Below are 17,621 nucleotides of genomic sequence, written 5' to 3' on the forward strand. Positions count from 1 at the left end.
GCGTCAGCCGAGCGGCTCGGGAAGAGGATGCGGGTCGTCGAAGTCGCCGGCCGCGCGGCGGAAGCGCGCGAGCGCGCCGGTGAGCGACCTGACATCCTCTTCGCTGATCCCGAGGTCTTCGAAGACCCGCTCGTTGACGGCCGGCACGGCACGGCCGACCAGCCGCTCGCCCGCCTCGGTGAGCACGATGAGCGTCGCGCGCCCGTCGGTCGGGTGCGGCTCGCGGCGCACGTGGCCGTCGCGCTCCAGCCGGTCGACGATGCTCGTCACGCTGGCCGGGTGCACCTGCAGCCGCGCGCTCGCGCTCGACATCGGCATGCGCCGGCCGCGGGTGAAGCTGAGCAGCACGAGCATCTCGAAGCGCGCGAACGACAGGCCCAAGGGCTTGAGCACCCGGTCGATGCGGCGCACGAGGATCTGCTGTGCCCGCACGATCGACGTCACGGCCGCCATGCCGTCGGCCGCCGGGTCCCAGCCGTGCGCCGACCACTGCCGGCGCGCCTCGGCGATCGGATCCATCGGCAGGGGACTGTCTGGCACGTCGAGACCCCCTCCGATCGACCCGCCGGTTCGGCGAAGACCCCATGATATCCCGCGGCCTCCGCCCACCCTCTCCCCCGCATCCGCTCACCGAAAGGCCCGATCATGACGCACCTCGACCTCGAGACGGCGGCGCTCCGCGTCGACGGCCCCCTCGCCGTCCTCACGCTGCGCCGCCCGCCCGCGAACAGCCTGGGGCTGCAGCTGGCGGCCGACCTGCACGCCGCGCTCGCGGCCGCCGAGGCCGCGGACGACGTCGCCGCGCTCGTGCTCACGGGCGAGGGCCGGTTCTTCTGCGCGGGAGGCGACGTCGCCGAGATGGCCGCGCACGACGACACGACGGCGTACGTGACGGAGCTCGTGACCGCCGCGAACCGCGCCGTGCTGGGGATGCGCCGCACGCGCCTGCTGACGGTCGCGGCCATCGGCGGCGTCACGGCCGGCGCGGGACTCGGGCTCGGGCTGCACGCCGACGTGCGGATCGCGAGCGCGAGCGCGACGTTCGTGGGCGCCTACGGCACCGTGGGCCTCACTCCCGACTGCGGCGTGAGCTTCCTGCTGCCGGCCGCGATCGGCCGCGCGCGCGCCGCCGCGCTGCTGCTCACCGGCACCCGGCTCTCCGCGCACGATGCGCTCGCATGGGGGCTCGTGGATGCCGTGGTCGACGCCGATCCGGTCGGCGCCGCCGTAGAACGAGCCCTGGCCGCCCTCGCCCGGACGGCGCCGTCGGCGATCGCACCGACGCGCGACCTCCTGTTCCCGCCCCTCGACGAGCACGAGCGCCTGCTCGCGCGCGAGGCGCACGCGATCGCCCGGGCCTCCGAGCACCCCGACGCCCGCGCCCGCATCCACCGGTTCGCGGGCGAGAGGTGACAGGATGATGACGATGACCGACTGGCTCGACGACGCCCTCGCCCATCCCACGACCGAGGCGACGGTGCACGTCGATGATGCGCGCATCGCCTACCGGGTCTGGGAAGGGCCGGCGGCGGATGCCACGGTCGTCCTCGTGCACGGCGGCGCGGCGCACTCTCACTGGTGGGACCCGATCGCGCCGCACCTGACGCCGACCCACCGCGTCGTCGCCCTCGACCTCTCCGGGCATGGCGACAGCGACTGGCGCGAGGCGTACTCCTTCGACGCCTGGGCCCGGGAAGTGCTCATGGTCACCGAGGAGGCCGCCACCGGGCCCGTCACGCTCGTCGGCCACAGCCTGGGCGGCGCCGTGTCGACCCGCATCGCGGGCATGCCCGGCATCCCCCGGGTGCGCGCCGTCGTCGCGGTGGACTCGCCGGTCGGCGATGCGGCGCCCCCGCGGTCCGACGACGCACGCTCGCCCTTCGGGAGGACGCAGCGGCAGCCCTACGCCACCGTCGAAGAGGCGATCGCGCGTTTCCGCCCGGCGCCCGCGCAGCGATTCGACCCTCGCATCGGGGATCACATCGCGCGCGCCTCGCTGCGTCCGCGTGACGGCGGCTGGGACTGGAAGTTCGATCGCGCGGCCATCGGGGCCGCGCAGCTGGAGCCGGTGCCGCAGCTGCTGCACGCCGGCTATACGTATCTGCGCGCCGAACGCGGCATCATGCTGCGCACCACTCAGGCGGCGATCGAGCAGCGCGGCGGCAGCTATCTCGAGCTGCCCGACTGCGGTCACGCGCCCATGCTCGACCGACCGCTGGTGCTGGTCACCGCACTCCGCACCGTGCTCAGCCTGCAACGCACGACGGGATGATCCTGGCGACGGCTCGTCGCGACTGCGTGCGGAAGACGCGCGCCTGATCGCGGACCGCCGCGGGTGCGACACGCCCCGTGGAGACGTGCCGCACCCGCGGCGTCATCCCGACCGACTACGCGGGGAAGGGGTGGTCCTTCGCGCGCCGATCGTACTCGGCGAGGTGCTCCTCCAGGATCACACCCTGCTCGAGCGCCTTCCGCGCCGCAGCATTCACCGCGGCGACATAGCCCTCATGCGTCCGATACCGCTCATGGATCCTCTCGTCCGAGAACGGCTCGGTCTTGCCCGCGATGCCCACCGTGCCCGGACCCCGGCCGCCGCCGTAATACGCCGCCACCGGCGCCTCGACATCCGGCAGCCGCACACCACCCCGGGCGATGCCGTCCTCATCCCGAACCACCTTGCCATCGGCATCCATCTCGATCCGCGGATGCGCCGGAGGAACCACCCCCGCCGACACCCACTCACGCATACGCCGCTGTGCGGCCTCCATCGCGGGGAGCATGTCGACCTCGCTCGGCCGGCTGGCCACGTTGCCCGGTGCCGTCACGGTGCGGCGTGCGGCGGAGCGGGGAAGAGCCGCCGGACTACGCTCCCGCACGCTCTGAACGATCGCTTGGTCGGTTGCAACGAGACGCCAGTCCGACCGGAATCACGCCGCAAGACACACGAGAAAACGCGGGTTTTCCGCGGCTCCTGCGACGCATCTCGCTATGCTATGCTGACCGAACGAGTGTTCCGTAGGAGGTGAACATGGAGGAAGACCTGACGCGTCCCGAACGTTTGGGGCCCGCGCTGGCGCGGGCCACGGGCGACGACCGCTGGCTCACCCATGACGCCCGTCTCATCGCAGGCGGCAAGTCCAATCTGACGTTCGAGCTCTCCAGCGCCGCCGGGTCGCTCATCCTCCGCCGTCCGCCCACGGGCGAGCTCCTCCCCCGCGCGCACGACATGGGCAGGGAGGTGCGGGTGCAGCGCGCCCTGCATCCGACCGCCGTGCCGGTGCCGTGCATCGTGTACGCCGAGACCGAGCCGCACCTGCTCGACGTGGCCTTCTACGTCATGGAGAAGGTGCCCGGAATCATCATCGCCGACAGCCTGCCGGCCGGGTACGCCGTCACCGCCGAAGAGCGCACGGCGCTCGCCGACGCCCTGATCGACGGGCTCGTCGCGCTGCACACCGTCGACCCGGCCGCGATCGGGTTGTCCGACTACGGGCGCCCGGCCGGCTTCCTCGCACGACAGGTGCGCACCTGGACCCGCCAGTGGCACGCCTCGAAGATGCGCGACGTGCCCGCCGTGGACGACCTGGCAGCACGCCTGACCGCGCACGAGTGGCGCGAGGACTTCCGCGCGAGCATCGTGCACGGCGACTACCGGCTCGACAACTGCGTCTTCGACGCCGAGGACCCGCGGCGCCTGCGCGCCGTGCTCGACTGGGAGCTGTCGACGCTGGGCGACCCGCTCGCCGACCTCGCGTCGCTGCTGCTGTTCTGGGTCGAGGCCGGCGAGCCCGAGCCGGCGCTGACGCCGGCGCTCACGCGCGAGACCGGCTTCCCCTCGCGGGCGCACCTCATCGCCCGCTACGCCGACGCGTCGGGGACGGCGCTCGACGACCTCGACGCCTACGTCGCCTTCGCGCACTTCAAGATGGCCGTCATCACGCAGGGCATCGCGGCCCGCGTCGCCGCCGGGCAGATGGCGGGTCAGTCGTTCGGCGACCTGATCCCCGAGGTGGAGCGGCTCGCCGAAGAGGGCGTCGCCGCGCTCAACGCCGCGCTCGCTTCCTGAGCGCGCCGGCGGCCGAGGACCAGCACGCACGAGGGTCGACGAGGACCAGAGAGACGACGAGGAGCACAGACGACGATGAGCAGAGACCTACGCCCTTCGGCACGAGGCGCCGAGCTTCGCGATCGCATGATCGACTTCATGCACGAGCACGTGTTCCCCGCCGAGCACTCCTACGAGCAGTACCGCCGGGAGGCGGGCCCCCTCGACCACACCGTGCCGCCGGTCGTCGAGGAGCTCAAGCGCGAGGCGCGCCGCCGAGGACTGTGGAACCTGTTCCATCCCGAGTCGGAGATCGGGCAGCTCGACTACGCCCACATCGCCGAGATCTCCGGGTGGAGCCTGCATCTGGCGCCCGAGGCGATCAACGGGCAGGCGCCCGACACCGGCAACATGGAGCTGCTGCACCTGTTCGGCACGCCCGAGCAGCGCACGCAGTGGCTGGAGCCCCTGCTCGACGGGACCATCCGATCGGGCTTCGCGATGACCGAGCCCGCGGTCGCGAGCAGCGACGCCACCAACATCCAGACGCGCATCGAGCGCGACGGCGACGACTATGTCATCACGGGACGCAAGTGGTGGACGAGCGGCGCCGCCGACCCCCGCTGCACGGTGCTCATCGTCATGGGCCGCACCGATCCCGACGCCGAGACGCACCGCCAGCAGTCGATGGTGCTCGTGCCGATGGACACGCCCGGCGTCACGGTGGTGCGCGACGTGCCCATCTTCGGACGCCACGACCAGCACGGTCACTGCGAGATCTCCTTCGACGGCGTGCGCGTGCCGCGCACCAGCCTGCTGGGCGAGGAGGGCGGCGGCTTCGCGGCGGCGCAGGCGCGCCTCGGGCCCGGCCGCATCCACCACTGCATGCGCGCGCTCGGCGCGGGCGAACGCGCGCTGAGCATGCTCGTGGAGCGCGCGAAGAGCCGCGTCGCCTTCGGCGGGCCGCTCGCCGATCAGGGCGTCGTGCAGCAGCAGATCGCGGAGAGCCGCATCGAGCTCGACCAGGCGAGGCTCATCTGCCACCTCGCCGCGAAGACGATCGACGAGGAGGGCAACAAGGCCGCCGCGCGCCTCGTGTCCACCGCGAAGGTCGCCGTGCCCCGCGCGGTCACCGCCATCATCGACCGGGCGATCCAGGTGCACGGCGGCGCGGGCGTGAGCGATGACACCCCGCTCGCCGGGATGTGGGCGTGGCACCGTGCGATGCGCCTGTTCGACGGCCCCGACGAGGTGCACCTGCGCTCCATCGCCCGCGCCGAGCTGCGGCGGGAGCCGGAGCTGCGCCCCTGACGTCCGTCGCGCCGGGTCACCCCTGCCCGCCGCGACGGTCCCGTCGTGTCACCGTGCGCCCCCGCCCGCGTGATGCGATGAACGCAGAAGCCCTGGGCGGCCGGCCGCCCAGGGCTTCTGTCCTCGGCTCCCGTCATCCGGTCGCGAGGGCGTCCCACGTGCGCGGACCGCGGCCGCGCGCACGCAGCTCCGCCTTCTGGATGCGCAGCGTCGCCTCGGTACGGGGGAACTCGTCGACGAGCTCGATGTACCTGGGCACCATGAATCGCGGCATCGTCTCGAGCAGCGCGCTGTGCAGCGCGCGATGGTCCGCCGGCGCTCCCGCGCGCAGCTGCACGAAGGCGAGCACCTCGTCCTCGCCCTCGGGCGAGGGGGTCGAGACGACGCCCACCTCGTCGACGTCGGGGTGCTCGCGCATCACCTGCTCGACCTCGATCGAGGAGATGTTCTCGCCGCGGCGACGGATCGAGTCCTTCTTGCGGTCGACGTAATAGTAGCGCCCCTGCTCGTCCATTCTGAACAGATCGCCCGTGTGCAGCCACAGGTTGCGCCACGCCTCGACGGTCTTCTCCGGCTGTCGCCAGTACCCGGCCATGAGCGTGCCCGGCTCGTCGGCGCGCACGAGCAGCTCGCCGACCTCGCCGACCGGCACGGGACGATCGTCGTCATCGGCGATGCGCAGGTCGAAGCCCTCCCGGCACGTGCCCGAGAAGCCCTCGTCGGCGAGCACGTCGCCGGCCGTCGCGATCGGCGTCGAGGTCTCCGTCATGTTGTAGCCCGTGCGGAACTGCACGCCGAACCGCCGGCGGAACTCCGGCAGCTCCGCGATCAGCGGGACGAGACTGATCCGGTCGAGCGGGTTGTCCGCATCGTCGTCGCGGGGCTCGGCGGCCAGCAGCCAGCGCGCCATCGCGGGCATCAGCTGCGTCACCGTGCACCGGTGCGCCCTGATGTCCGACCAGAACTCCGCCGTCTTGAAGCCGTCGCGCACGACGCAGCGCCCGCCCGCCCGCGCCATCGCATAGGGGACGATGCGGCCGCCGATGTGGAAGAGGGGCAGCGGGACGTAGTAGGCGTCGTCGGGCTCCAGCCCGACGACGTCCAGCAGGAAGTCGCTGCCCTTCCGCGTCTGCGCCCACGTGCACATGACGCCCTTCGAAGGCCCCGTCGTGCCCGAGGTGTACAGGATGAACGCGAGGTCCAGCATGCCCTGACCCGCCGCACGCGGGCGCGGCTCCGCCACGGCCAGCACGTCGCGCGATGCGATGCCGTTCGACGGCAGGGCCCCGGGATCGGCGAGGCGCTCCGTCGCCCCGCTGCGCGGCACGACGATGACGCGGTCGAGCCCGTCGAACACCTCGCCGGCCGTGCGCGCCTGATCGAGCAGCCGCTCGCACACCACCATGACGGTGGCGCCGGAGTCGCGGATCACGTGCGCGAGCAGGCTGCCCTTGAGATTGGTGTTGACCGGCACCTCGATCGACGGCAGCCAGCCGATGCCGAGCCCGATCGCGACGTAGTCGAGGGTGTTGGGCATGAAGGTGACGACCACCGAGCCGGGCTCGAGCCCGTCGAACGCGTCGGCCCAGCGCAAGCCCTGCTCGTGCGCCTCCGCGAAGGTCAGCGCGCCGCCCTCGACGTGCTCCAGGAAGACCCGATCGGGGGTCTCGGCGGCACGATCGGCGACGATCTGCGGAAACGGCTGGTCGAGGTTCATCATCGAACTCCATTCTCGTCATTGAGCGAACACTCAGTCGGTCACTTCAGTATCTCACGACGACGACACCACGAGAAGCGGCCCCTCCGACAGGGCGGGGCCGCTGAGGATCACAGCCGCGGACGACCACGACCGGAGAGGCGCTCAGTCCGCGTGCACCATCGCGAGCGCGAGGCGCGCGTACTCCGCGGCGATCTCCTCGGCGCTCGTCCGGCCCGCGCCGTCGAACCACTGCGGGAGCGACGTGCACGCCGTGACGATCGCGCGCCCCGGTGCCAGCGGCAGCGTGCTCGACGCCTCGCCGGCGCTGATCGCGTCGGCGATCTCGCGATCGATCATGTGCTGCACCTCGGTGCGGCGACGCGCGATGCGCGTGCGCTCCGGCTCCTCGATGCTGCGCATCTCGCTCGCCCCGATGAAGGCGAGCTGGGGACGACGGGCATGGTAGAGGGCGAGCGCCTCGACCAGCGCCGCGAGACGCCCCCTCGGGCCCGAGGCTCCCGCACGCGCCGCGACGAGCCGCCACTCCAGATCGTCCATCGTCAGGTCGAGGATCCGCACGAGCAGCTCCTGCTTGCTCGCATAGTGGTGGTAGACGCCGGGCACGCTGATGCCGGCGGCATCCGCGATCGCCCGCATGCTCGACCCGTGGTACCCGCGTTCGACGAAGCACTTCACGGCGGCGGTGATCACCGGGTCGGCGGCCAGTGCGTCGAAGGTGCGCCAATCGCGCGAACGATCCGCTGAGGAGGGATCCGCGCCGTTCTCCTGCGCGGCGTCGCCGGCGCGACCGGCGCTCGCCGTGGCGAGCAGCTGGGAGAGGTCGATGGAGAGCAGCTCGCTGATGCGCAGCAGCCGGTCGACCGACAGCGACGCGTGCCCGTTCTCGATCGCGCTCATCGTGCCCGCGCTGATGCCGAGGCGATCGGCCAGCGCACGCGCCGAGATGCTCTGCTCCCGCCGCGCCGCGCGGATGACCTCGCCCAGCTGATTCGTCAGTGCCACTTTCGCTCCCTCTCCCCCAGCGGGCAGCCCGTCCTGCCTGTGCCCGCGCGCCACACACTACCGCCGCGACGTCTCATCTGCGAGCGCGTCCCACGTGGCGTCGCCGCGGCCCTTCTTGCGCAGCTCGGCCTTCTGGATGCGCAGCGTCGCCTCGGTGCGCGGGAAGTCGTCCACGAGCTCGATGAACCGCGGCACCATGAACCGCGGCATGACCTCCATCAGATGCGCGTGCAGCGCCCCGGCCGTCAGATCCGACCCCGCGTGCGGAAGCACGAAGGCCAGCACCTCGTCCTCGCCCTCGGGCGACGGCGTCGCCACGACACCCGCCTCGAGCACATCCGGGTGCGTCAGGATCTGCTGCTCCACCTCGGCGGAGGAGATGTTCTCGCCCCGGCGGCGGATCGAGTCCTTCTTCCGGTCGACGTAGTAGTAGCGCCCCTGCTCGTCCACGCGGAACAGATCGCCCGTGTGGAACCAGAGGTTCCGCCACGCCTCCACCGTCTTCTCGGGGTTGCGCCAGTAGCCGGCCATGAGCGCGCCCGGCTCGTCGGCGCGGATCAGCAGCTCACCGACCTCGCCGACCGGCACGGGACGATCGTCGTCGTCCGCGATCCGCAGCTGGAACCCCGGTCGGCACGAGCCGGAGTGTCCCTCGTTGGTCAGCACGTCGTCGCTGCGGCCGATGGGCCCGGAGGTCTCGGTCATGTTGTAGCCGGTGCGGATGCGCACGCCGAAGCGCTCGCGGAACTCCGGCAGCTCGTCGATGAGCGGCACCATCATCACGATGTCGAGAGGGTTGTCGGCGTCGTCGTCGCGCGGCTCCTGCGCGAGCAGCCATCGCGCCATCTGCGGCATCAGCTGCGTGACGGTGCAGGCGTAGGCGCGGACGTCCGACCAGAAGTCCCGCGTCTTGAACGAGTGCTTCACGACGCAGCGCCCGCCCACGAAGGCCATCCGGTAGGGCTTCGCGCGCCCGCCGATGTGGAACAGCGGCAGCGGAACGTAGTCCGCGTCATCGGGACCGACGTGCGCGCGGCCTGCGACGACGGGTCCCATGGTCTGGGTCCAGGTGCACATGACGCCTTTGGAGGGTCCGGTCGTGCCCGACGTGTACAGGATGAACGCCAGATCGTACGGCCCCGGCCCCTCCTCGTCCGACCGCTCCCGCGCCACCGCCGACGCCAGCACCTCCCGCGACCCCACCCCGTTCGCCGGCAGCACCGAAGGATCCGCCAGCACCTCCCGCGCCCCCGCACGCGGCACCACGATCACCCGCTCCAACGCCGCGAACACCTCACCGGCAGACGAGGCCCGCTCCAGCAGCTCCTCACCCACGACCATCTCCGTCGCCCCCGAGTCACGGATCACATGCGCCAGCAGATCACCCTTCAGATTCGTGTTCGCCGGCACCTCGATCGTCGGCACCCACGCCAACCCCAAAGCCACCGCCACGTAATCCAGACTGTTCGGCAGAAAGGTCACCACCACGGAATCAGGCGCCCGTCCGTCGAACACGTCCGCCCAGACGAGGCCCTCCTGGTTCGTCCGCGCGTACGTCCACGACTCCCCCGTGTCCGCATGCTGGAGGAACACCCGCTCGGGCGCCTCCCGCGCCCAGCGCGCCACCACCTGCGGAAACAACTGGTCCCGATCAACCATCCCGTCCTCCTGCTCCGTCCCCGGCGACGGTCGCATCGGCGTCCGTCATCCGCTCATCACTGCGCCTTCTGTTCATCGCGCGGCGAGGGCGTCCCACGTGGCGTCGCCGCGGCCCTTCTTGCGCAGCTCGGCCTTCTGGATGCGCAGCGTCGCCTCGGTACGCGGGAAGTCGTCCACGAGCTCGATGAACCGCGGCACCATGAACCGCGGCATCCGCTCCGCCAGGTCTGCGTGCAGCGCCCCGGCCGTCAGGCCGGATCCCGCGCGGGGAAGCACGAAGGCCAGCACCTCGTCCTCGCCCTCGGGCGACGGCGTCGCCACGACGCCCGCCTCCGCGACATCGGGATGCTTCAGGATCTCCTGCTCCACCTCCACCGACGAGATGTTCTCGCCGCGGCGGCGGATCGAGTCCTTCTTCCGGTCGACGTAGTAGTAGCGCCCCTGCTCGTCCACGCGGAACAGATCGCCCGTGTGGAACCACAGATTGCGCCACGCCTCGACGGTCTTCTCCGGCTGACGCCAGTATCCCGACATCAGAGCGCCCGGCTCGTCGGCGCGGATGAGCAGCTCGCCGACCTCGCCGACCGGCACGGGACGATCGTCGTCGTCCGCGATCCGCAGCTCGAAGCCCTCACGACGCACGCCCGAATGGCCCTCGTTGGCGAGCACGTCGCCCTCGGCCACGATCGGGCACGACGTCTCCGTCATGTTGTAGGCACACCGGATGCGCACGCCGAAGCGCTCGCGGAACTCCGGCAGCTCGTCGATGAGCGGGATGAGCGTCACCCGGTCGAGGGGGTTGTCGGCATCGTCGTCCTGCGGCTCCTGCGCGAGCAGCCACCGTGCCATGACGGGCATGAGCTGGGTCACGGTGCAGCCGTGCCTCCGGATGTCGGGCCAGAAGTCCGGCGTGCGGAAGTACGACTTCACGACGCAGCGCCCGCCGGCCAGCGCGACGGCGTAGGGCACCATCCGTCCGCCGATGTGGAAGAGCGGCAGGGGCACGTAGTAGACGTCCTCGGCGGTGAATCCGAGGTAGTCGCTCACCAGCCCCGCACCCGTGTACGTCTGCGTCCACGAGCACATCACACCCTTGGAGGGTCCGGTCGTGCCCGACGTGTACAGGATGAACGCCAGATCGTACGGCCCCGGCCCCTCCTCGTCCGACCGCTCCCGCGCCACCGCCGACGCCAGCACCTCCCGCGACCCCACCCCGTTCGCCGGCAGCACCGAAGGATCCGCCAGCACCTCCCGCGCCCCCGCACGCGGCACCACGATCACCCGCTCCAACGCCGCGAACACCTCACCGGCAGACGAGGCCCGCTCCAGCAGCTCCTCACCCACGACCATCTCCGTCGCCCCCGAGTCACGGATCACATGCGCCAGCAGATCACCCTTCAGATTCGTGTTCGCCGGCACCTCGATCGTCGGCACCCACGCCAACCCCAAAGCCACCGCCACGTAATCCAGACTGTTCGGCAGGAACGTCACCACCACCGAGTCCGGCCCGCCGCCGTCGAACGCATCGGCCCACGACAGGCCCTCCTCGTGCGTCCGCGCGTACGTCCACGACTCCCCCGTGTCCGCGTGCCGGAGGAACACCCGCTCCGGCACCTCCCGCGCATGACGCGCGACGACCTGCGGGAACAGCTCACTCCGCGAAACCATCAGCCGATCTCCTCGCTCACGTCTGCCTCCCTGCTCACGCCTGTCCTGCTCGCATCCGTCCCGGACGGACGGTCACTTCGCGAGTGCCACACCGCTGAAGTCGACCTTCCCCTGGAAGTTCGGCTCCCAGCCGACGACGCGGTCGCCCACGAGATCGAACAGCGGGTTGAAGTACAGCGGCACGTGCGGCGCCTCGACCGTGAGCTCGCCGACGACGTCGCGGATCGCGGCGGCGCGCTCGTCCTGGTCGAACGTCGAGTCGACGATCGCGATCAGCTCGTCGATGCGACCGTGCTTCGCCTGACCGTAGTTGTACGTCCCCGACGTCGAGTACAGCTGAGTCAGCGACATCGCCGGGTCGGGACGACCGCCCCACTGCGAGAAGAGGCACGGCTCCTGGCCCGACGCCATGTTCGCGATCGACGTCGCGGTGTCGCGCACGTCGAGGGACATGTCGATGCCGACCGCCTTCGCCTGCGCGACCAGCAGCGGCGCCGTCACGTCATTGCCCGCGGCGTTGAACGTCTGGCACGTGACCTGGATGCTCGGGGTTCCCGACTCGGCGAGCAGCTCCTTCGCCTTCTCCGGATCGTACGGGAACGCGTCCTCCGAGTTGAAGAAGACGCTCGACGGCGGGAACGGCCCGAACGCGATCGACCCCAGCCCCTCGGTCACGGCATCCACATACGCCTGCCGGTCCATCGCGTGGTTCAGCGCGAGCCGCACGTTGCGGTCGTCGAACGGCGGGATGGCCGAGTTCAGGAACAGCTGGCCGAAGCGCACCGACGGGGTCTCGACCACGGACATCCCCGCGATGTCACGGGCGGCCTCGACGTCGGGCAGCGCGAGCACGGTCGTGACGTCGAGCTGGCCCGAGCGCGCGGCCGCCAGCCGTGCCGTCTCGTCGGAGTAGAACGTGACCGTGACGCCGGCCAGCTGCGGCTCGCCCTTCCAGTAGTCGGGGTTGCGCTCCAGCGTGAGGCTCGAGCCGGGCACCTGAGAGACGAACCGGTACGGACCGGCGCCCACGGGGGCCGACGCGAACCCGTCGCCCAGCGTCTCGACGGCGGTCGGCGAGACGATCATGCCGGCGCGGTCGCCCAGCAGCGACGGCAACGACGAGTACGGCCGGTCGAGGCGCAGCACGACCTCGGTCGGGCTCACCGCCTCCATCGACTGCACGGGGGCCAGGTCGAGCTGCACGCCCAGCTCCTTGTAGTGCGTGAGGCTGTCCACGACGGCCTGCGCGTCGAGCGGCGTGCCGTCGTGGAACGTCACGCCCTCCGCGATCTGCATCCGGAACTCCGTGCCGTCGTCGCTGAACTCCCACGACGTCGCCAGATTCGGCAGCACCTCACCCGTCTCCGGATCGAACGTCGTCAACCGGTCGTACAGGAAGTAGAGGAGCTGCTGATCGCTGCCGCTCGTTCCGGCCCCCGGGTCGAGGGAGGAGATGATGTACGCGGAGCCGACGCGCAGCACCGCCTCGGTGTCGATGACGGCGTCGGCCGACCCGGCCGGCCCGGTGCTCTCGCCGGCGTCGCCGTCGCCGCCACCGCCGCCGGTGCAGGCCGCGAGGACGACGGTCGAGACGGCGAGCGCCGCGAGGAAGGCACCGCGACGACGACGGGGACGCCGCGCGTCACTGCGCAAGGGGAACACGGACATGGGTCATTCCTTTCTCCGGGCCGCGTCGTCGCGTCCCGCTGTCTGTCTGTCGTCGTCGCCGTGGCCGGACGCGCGCTCAGGGCGCCGAGGCGCGCGCCAGCACGACGACCTGGCCCTCGGCCACCGTCGATCCGTCGTCGATCGCGCACCGTGCGGCGAGCGTCAGCCGCTGCATCCGGTCGGGACGCCGGGCCGCGGATTCGAGGGTCAGGGTGGTCGTGATGCGCTCGCCCTCGAAGACGGGCCGCGTGAAGCGCACCGCGATCTCGCGCTCGGGCGCGAGCCCGGCGCCGAGCAGGTCTTCGACGGCCTGCGCGATGAGGCCGTACGTGTGCAGGCCCCACGCGACCGCCGTGCGGTACCCGAGCTCCTTCGCGTGCCCGGGATCGTCGTGATAGCTGGAGTCGCCCTCGGCCACGCCGTAGCCGGTGGCACGCCCCATCGCGCGGCTGAACGGCGTCAGCTGCTCGGCACGGATCTCGACGGGGTCCGCGACCCAGCGCCGCCCCTTCTCATAGCTCATTGGTCTGCCATCCTCTCCAACGGGAGCACGCGGATCTCGAACGACGCGAACACGCGCGGGTCGCCCTGCGTCCCGCGCAGCCAGCCCTCGTACCGATAGCTGCGGCGCGCGCGATCGGCGCGCAGCCGGCCGAGCAGCGCGACCCGCTCGCCGATCGCCACGGCGCCCTCCACCCGCACGATCTCGTCGGCGTGCACGAGCGCGGTCGGCAGCTCGGCCTCCGGGGCGTCGGGCAGGGGGAACGTGTTGCGCAGCGCCCCGAGCGTGTAGCCGGCGAGCACGCCGAGGTGCACGGGGTCGCCCGCGCGCGATCCGGCGCTGCTGCCGAACGTCGCGAGCAGGTCGGCGTGGTGGTCCGGGGCGACCTCCAGCCAGCCCAGCTCCTCCCACTCGGTGGTCTCGACGTCGTCGAGCGCCGCCCAGCGGCTGTCCGGGGCGTAGACCTGGGACACCCGCCCTGTCGAGTCGGTCATGTCACTCTCCCGTGTAGCGCGCGGGGCGCTTCTCGACGAAGGCCGCGCGCCCTTCCGCGTAGTCCCGCGCGTTGACGGCGAAGCCGTTCGCCCAGAGCATGTACTCGAGGCCCTGCTGGATGTCGGCGTTCATGCCGCGGTTGAGCGCCTCCTTCGTGTAGCCGTAGGCCTTGGTCGGTCCCTCGGCGAGCGACTGCGCGAGCCGCAGGGCCTCGGCGTGCAGCTCCTCGGGCGTGGTCACCGAGGTCACCAGGTTCAGCCGCTTCGCCTCCTCGGCCTCGACGAGCCGGCCGGTGAGCAGCAGTTCCGTGGCCAGGCCGAGGCCCACGTACTTCTCCAGCAGCCACGTTCCGCCGACCAGGCCGAGCTTCGCGTACGGGAAGCTGAGCTTGACGTCGTCGGCGGCCACGCGAAGGTCGCACGCGAGGGCGATGTCGGCGCCCGCTCCCGCGCAGTGTCCCTGGACCGCGGCGATCACCGGCTTGGGGAAGAAGCGGATGTCGCGCCACAGCCCGTAGGGGCCGGGGTGGGTGAAGAACGACGACGGCGCGTTCTGCCCGTAGTCGCCGTGCCGCCGCTCCTCGGCGCCCGCCCGGAAGCCCTCGGCCGAGACGTCGTCGCCCGCGGTGAACGCGCGTCCCGCGCCCTGGAAGACCACCGCGCGGATGCGGCTCGAACGGCACTCCTCCAGCATGTCCTGCATCATCGCGAACATGCGGAGGGTGAGCGCGTTGAGCTTCTCGGGCCGGTTCAGCGTGATCACGCCGACCGCGCCGACGGTCTCGAACAAGACGTCGTCTTCGCCCTGTGACATGGGTTCCTCTTCTCTCTCGTCTGTCTCGGCCGCGCGGCGTCAGCGCGCGCTCTCGACCAGTTGCTCGTGCGACACCCGGTGGACCTCGTCGGCGCGCCAGCACCGCACGCTGCGGCCCGTCTCGGCGCGGCGCTCGAGGGCGGGATGCCGGGCGCAGACGTCCTGCGCCCACGCGCAGCGCTTGCGGAACCGGCATCCCGCCTCGCCCTCGGCCGATCCCACCGTGTCGGGGATCTCCGCGAGCGGGCCGCCCTTCGAGTCGAGCCGCGGCCGGCTCTTCATGAGCGCGAGCGTGTAGGGATGGCTGGGCGCGGCGAGGGTCTGGTCGGCGGCCCCCTCTTCGACGATCTCGCCCGCGTAGAAGATCATCACGCGGTCGCAGACCTCGTTGAGCACGCCCAGGTCGTGGCTGACGAGCACGATCGACAGCTGCTCCTCGTCGACCAGGCGACGCAGCAGCGCCAGCAGATCGGCCTGCACCGAGACGTCCAGCGCGGTCGTCGGCTCGTCGGCCAGCAGCACGCGCGACCCGCAGCTCAGCGCCATCGCGATCACGACGCGCTGGCTCATCCCGCCCGACAGCTCGGAGGGATAGCTGCGCATGACGCGCTCGGGGTCTCGCAGCCGCACCCGCTCGAGCCATTCGATCGCGCGCGCCTGCGCCTCCTTGCGGCTGAGGTCGAAGTGCGATCGGAGGGCGCGGACGAGCTGGTCGCCGACCTTCACGACGGGGTTGAGCGCCGTCACGGTCTCCTGGAAGACCATGGCGATGCCGCGCCCGCGGATCTCGCGCAGCTGCGCACGGCTGGCGGCCAGCACGTCGCGCCCGTCGAACCGGACCGTCCCCGTCACCTCGGCCGAGCGGGGCAGCAGCCGCATCATCGCGAGGGCCGCCGTGCTCTTGCCGCAGCCCGACTCGCCCGCGAGGCCCAGGATCTCCCCGGGGCGCAGCTCGAAGCTCACGTCGGTCACGGCGTGCTTGACCTTGCCGTCGTCGGTCACATAGGCGACGGACAGGTCGTCCACGGAGAGGAGCACGTCGCGCTCCGCCGGTGCGAGAACGGTCACGGTCTCACCTCATCCCTGCGACAGGGCGACGCCGCTGAAGTCGACCTTGCCCTGGAAATTGGGCTCCCAGTCGACGACGTTCTCGCCCACGAGATCGAAGAGCGGGTTCACGTAGAGCGGCACGTGCGGCGCTTCCACCGTGAGCTCGCCGACGACGTCGCGGATCGCGGCGGCGCGCTCGTCCTGGTCGAACGTGGAGTCCACGATGGCCAGCAGCTCGTCGATGCGGCCGTGCGTGGCCTGACCGTAGTTGTAGGTGCCCGTCGACGAGTACAGCGAGTTGAGCGAGATCGCCGGATCGGGTCGACCCGTCCAGGCCGAGAACAGGCACGACTCGTCGCCGGTCGCCATGGCGGCGATGGCCGCCGCGGGCTCGCGCACGTCAAGACGCATGTTGATGCCGATCTCTTTGGCCTGCGCCACCATGAGCGGACCGGTCACCTCGTTGCCCACGGCGTTGAAGCTCAGGCACGACACGTCGACGGCCGGGCTGCCCGACTTCGCCATGAGCGCCTTGGCCTCGTCGAGATCGTACGGGAAGGCGTCCGCGGAGTTGAAGTAGACGCTCGACTCCGGGAAGGGCCCGAAGGCGATGGCCCCGAGACCCTCGGTCACGGCGTCGACGTACGCCTGGCGATCGACCGCGTGGTTGAGCGCGAGCCGCACGTTCGGGTCGTTGAACGGCGGGATCGCCGAATTGAGGAACAGCTGACCGAACCGCAGCGACGGCGTCTCGATCACTTCCATGCCCGGAATGGCGCGAGCCGTCTCGACATCCGGCAGTCCGAGGGTGATCGCGACGTCGAGCTGTCCCGACTGAGCGGCCGCGAGCCGGGCCGTCTCGTCCGAGTAGGTCGTGATCGTCATGCCCGCGAGCCGCGGCTCGCCCTTCCAGTAGTCGTCGAAGCGCTCGAGCGAGACGCTCGAGCCGGCGACCTGCGACGCGAACCTGTACGGTCCGGTGCCGACGGGAGCGGCCGCGAAGCCCTCGCCGAGCGTCTCGACCGCGGTCGGCGAGACGATCATGCCGGCACGGTCGCCGAGCACCGCCGGAAGCGACGAGTACGGCCGGCTCAGATGCAGCAGCACCTCGGTGGGGCTCACCACCTCGACCGACTCCACGGGCGCGAGGTCGAGCTGCACCCCGAGCTCCTTGTAGTAGTCGAGGCTGAAGGCGACCGCCTCCGCATCGAGCTCCGTGCCGTCGTGGAACATCACGCCGGTCTCCAGCTCCATGCGGAACTCGGTGCCGTCGTCGCTGAACTCCCACGACTTCGCCAGATTCGGCAGCACCTCGCCGGTCTCGGGGTCGAACGTGGTCAGCCGATCGTAGAGCAGGTAGAGGATCTGCTGGTCGCCGCCGCCGGTTCCTGCGCCGGGGTTCAGGACGGGGACCGTGCCGCCGAGTCCGACGCGGAGCACGGCCGACGTGTCGATGGCGGCGTCGCTGCTCGAGGCGCCGGCGTCGCCGTTCGATGTGGGCCCGGTGCCGCCGTCGCCGCCGCCGCTGCACGAGGCCAGGACGATCGTCGCGACGGCGACGGCGGCGATGATTCCGCCGCGACGGCGCCGTGCGCGGCGGCGGCCGTTGCCGGTCATGCTGAATGTGACCATTCGGATTCTTCCTTTCGGGTGTCGCGTCATCGTCGACGCGATCGTGCAAGGGGTGG

Annotated in this window: 16 protein-coding genes; 4 read left to right on the forward strand and 12 right to left on the reverse strand. The window is 71.3% G+C overall.

Annotated elements, in window-relative coordinates; all coding sequences use genetic code 11:
• Window positions 1–3: 3 nt before the first annotated feature.
• Complete coding sequence (locus AOA12_RS18850; RefSeq protein ID WP_054686313.1) at window positions 4–519, reverse strand: MarR family winged helix-turn-helix transcriptional regulator; 516 nt, start codon at window positions 517–519, stop codon at window positions 4–6.
• A gap of 126 nt (window positions 520–645) precedes the next feature.
• On the opposite strand from AOA12_RS18850, the gene AOA12_RS18855 reads away from it, so the two are divergent.
• Window positions 646–1,413: an enoyl-CoA hydratase/isomerase family protein gene (locus AOA12_RS18855; RefSeq protein WP_054686314.1), complete on the forward strand. Its 768-nt coding sequence runs from the start codon at window positions 646–648 to the stop codon at window positions 1,411–1,413.
• A gap of 13 nt (window positions 1,414–1,426) precedes the next feature.
• Window positions 1,427–2,272 (forward strand): alpha/beta fold hydrolase, encoded by an 846-nt coding sequence (locus tag AOA12_RS18860; RefSeq protein ID WP_197280988.1) that lies wholly within the window; start codon window positions 1,427–1,429, stop codon window positions 2,270–2,272.
• A gap of 115 nt (window positions 2,273–2,387) precedes the next feature.
• Here AOA12_RS18860 and AOA12_RS18865 read toward each other — a convergent pair whose 3' ends face one another.
• Window positions 2,388–2,876, reverse strand: a complete 489-nt coding sequence (locus AOA12_RS18865; RefSeq protein WP_231637134.1) for an alpha/beta hydrolase domain-containing protein — start codon at window positions 2,874–2,876, stop codon at window positions 2,388–2,390.
• Between the two features lie 152 nt (window positions 2,877–3,028).
• Between AOA12_RS18865 and AOA12_RS18870 the strand changes: the two genes are divergently transcribed.
• Together AOA12_RS18870 and AOA12_RS18875 are read left to right on the forward strand one after the other, a co-directional pair.
• Complete coding sequence (locus AOA12_RS18870; protein WP_054686317.1) at window positions 3,029–4,066, forward strand: phosphotransferase family protein; 1,038 nt, start codon at window positions 3,029–3,031, stop codon at window positions 4,064–4,066.
• Window positions 4,067–4,141: 75 nt separating this feature from the next.
• Window positions 4,142–5,356, forward strand: a complete 1,215-nt coding sequence (locus AOA12_RS18875; protein WP_054686318.1) for an acyl-CoA dehydrogenase family protein — start codon at window positions 4,142–4,144, stop codon at window positions 5,354–5,356.
• A 133-nt stretch (window positions 5,357–5,489) separates the two neighbouring features.
• Here AOA12_RS18875 and AOA12_RS18880 read toward each other — a convergent pair whose 3' ends face one another.
• From AOA12_RS18880 to AOA12_RS18925, 10 genes are all read right to left on the reverse strand, one after another.
• Window positions 5,490–7,076 carry an AMP-binding protein gene (locus tag AOA12_RS18880; protein WP_082406382.1) on the reverse strand — a complete coding sequence of 529 codons (1,587 nt, stop codon included), beginning with the start codon at window positions 7,074–7,076 and terminating at the stop codon, window positions 5,490–5,492.
• Window positions 7,077–7,217: 141 nt separating this feature from the next.
• Window positions 7,218–8,078, reverse strand: coding sequence for a TetR family transcriptional regulator (locus AOA12_RS18885; protein WP_054686320.1), 861 nt, complete (start codon window positions 8,076–8,078; stop codon window positions 7,218–7,220).
• Window positions 8,079–8,135: 57 nt separating this feature from the next.
• Window positions 8,136–9,737 carry an AMP-binding protein gene (locus AOA12_RS18890; protein ID WP_054686321.1) on the reverse strand — a complete coding sequence of 534 codons (1,602 nt, stop codon included), beginning with the start codon at window positions 9,735–9,737 and terminating at the stop codon, window positions 8,136–8,138.
• Between the two features lie 72 nt (window positions 9,738–9,809).
• Entirely contained in the window at window positions 9,810–11,405 is a 1,596-nt protein-coding gene (locus tag AOA12_RS18895; RefSeq protein ID WP_054686322.1) for an AMP-binding protein, read from the reverse strand.
• 72 nt (window positions 11,406–11,477) lie between these two features.
• Complete coding sequence (locus AOA12_RS18900; protein WP_054686323.1) at window positions 11,478–13,073, reverse strand: ABC transporter substrate-binding protein; 1,596 nt, start codon at window positions 13,071–13,073, stop codon at window positions 11,478–11,480.
• Between the two features lie 76 nt (window positions 13,074–13,149).
• Complete coding sequence (locus tag AOA12_RS18905) at window positions 13,150–13,596, reverse strand: MaoC family dehydratase (RefSeq protein WP_054686324.1); 447 nt, start codon at window positions 13,594–13,596, stop codon at window positions 13,150–13,152.
• Window positions 13,593–14,069 carry a hypothetical protein gene (locus AOA12_RS18910; protein ID WP_054686325.1) on the reverse strand — a complete coding sequence of 159 codons (477 nt, stop codon included), beginning with the start codon at window positions 14,067–14,069 and terminating at the stop codon, window positions 13,593–13,595. Before AOA12_RS18910 ends, AOA12_RS18905 begins: the two co-directional genes overlap by 4 nt.
• Before the next feature lies 1 nt (window position 14,070).
• Window positions 14,071–14,883, reverse strand: a complete 813-nt coding sequence (locus AOA12_RS18915; protein ID WP_054686326.1) for an enoyl-CoA hydratase/isomerase family protein — start codon at window positions 14,881–14,883, stop codon at window positions 14,071–14,073.
• Between the two features lie 39 nt (window positions 14,884–14,922).
• Window positions 14,923–15,951, reverse strand: coding sequence for an ABC transporter ATP-binding protein (locus AOA12_RS18920; RefSeq protein WP_054686327.1), 1,029 nt, complete (start codon window positions 15,949–15,951; stop codon window positions 14,923–14,925).
• Window positions 15,952–15,960: 9 nt separating this feature from the next.
• The gene (locus AOA12_RS18925; protein WP_054686328.1) at window positions 15,961–17,565 is read right to left on the reverse strand and encodes an ABC transporter substrate-binding protein; all 1,605 of its coding nucleotides are present in this window, start codon (window positions 17,563–17,565) and stop codon (window positions 15,961–15,963) included.
• Window positions 17,566–17,621 lie beyond the last annotated feature (56 nt).

Source organism: Microbacterium sp. No. 7 (assembly GCF_001314225.1).
GTDB lineage: Bacteria > Actinomycetota > Actinomycetes > Actinomycetales > Microbacteriaceae > Microbacterium.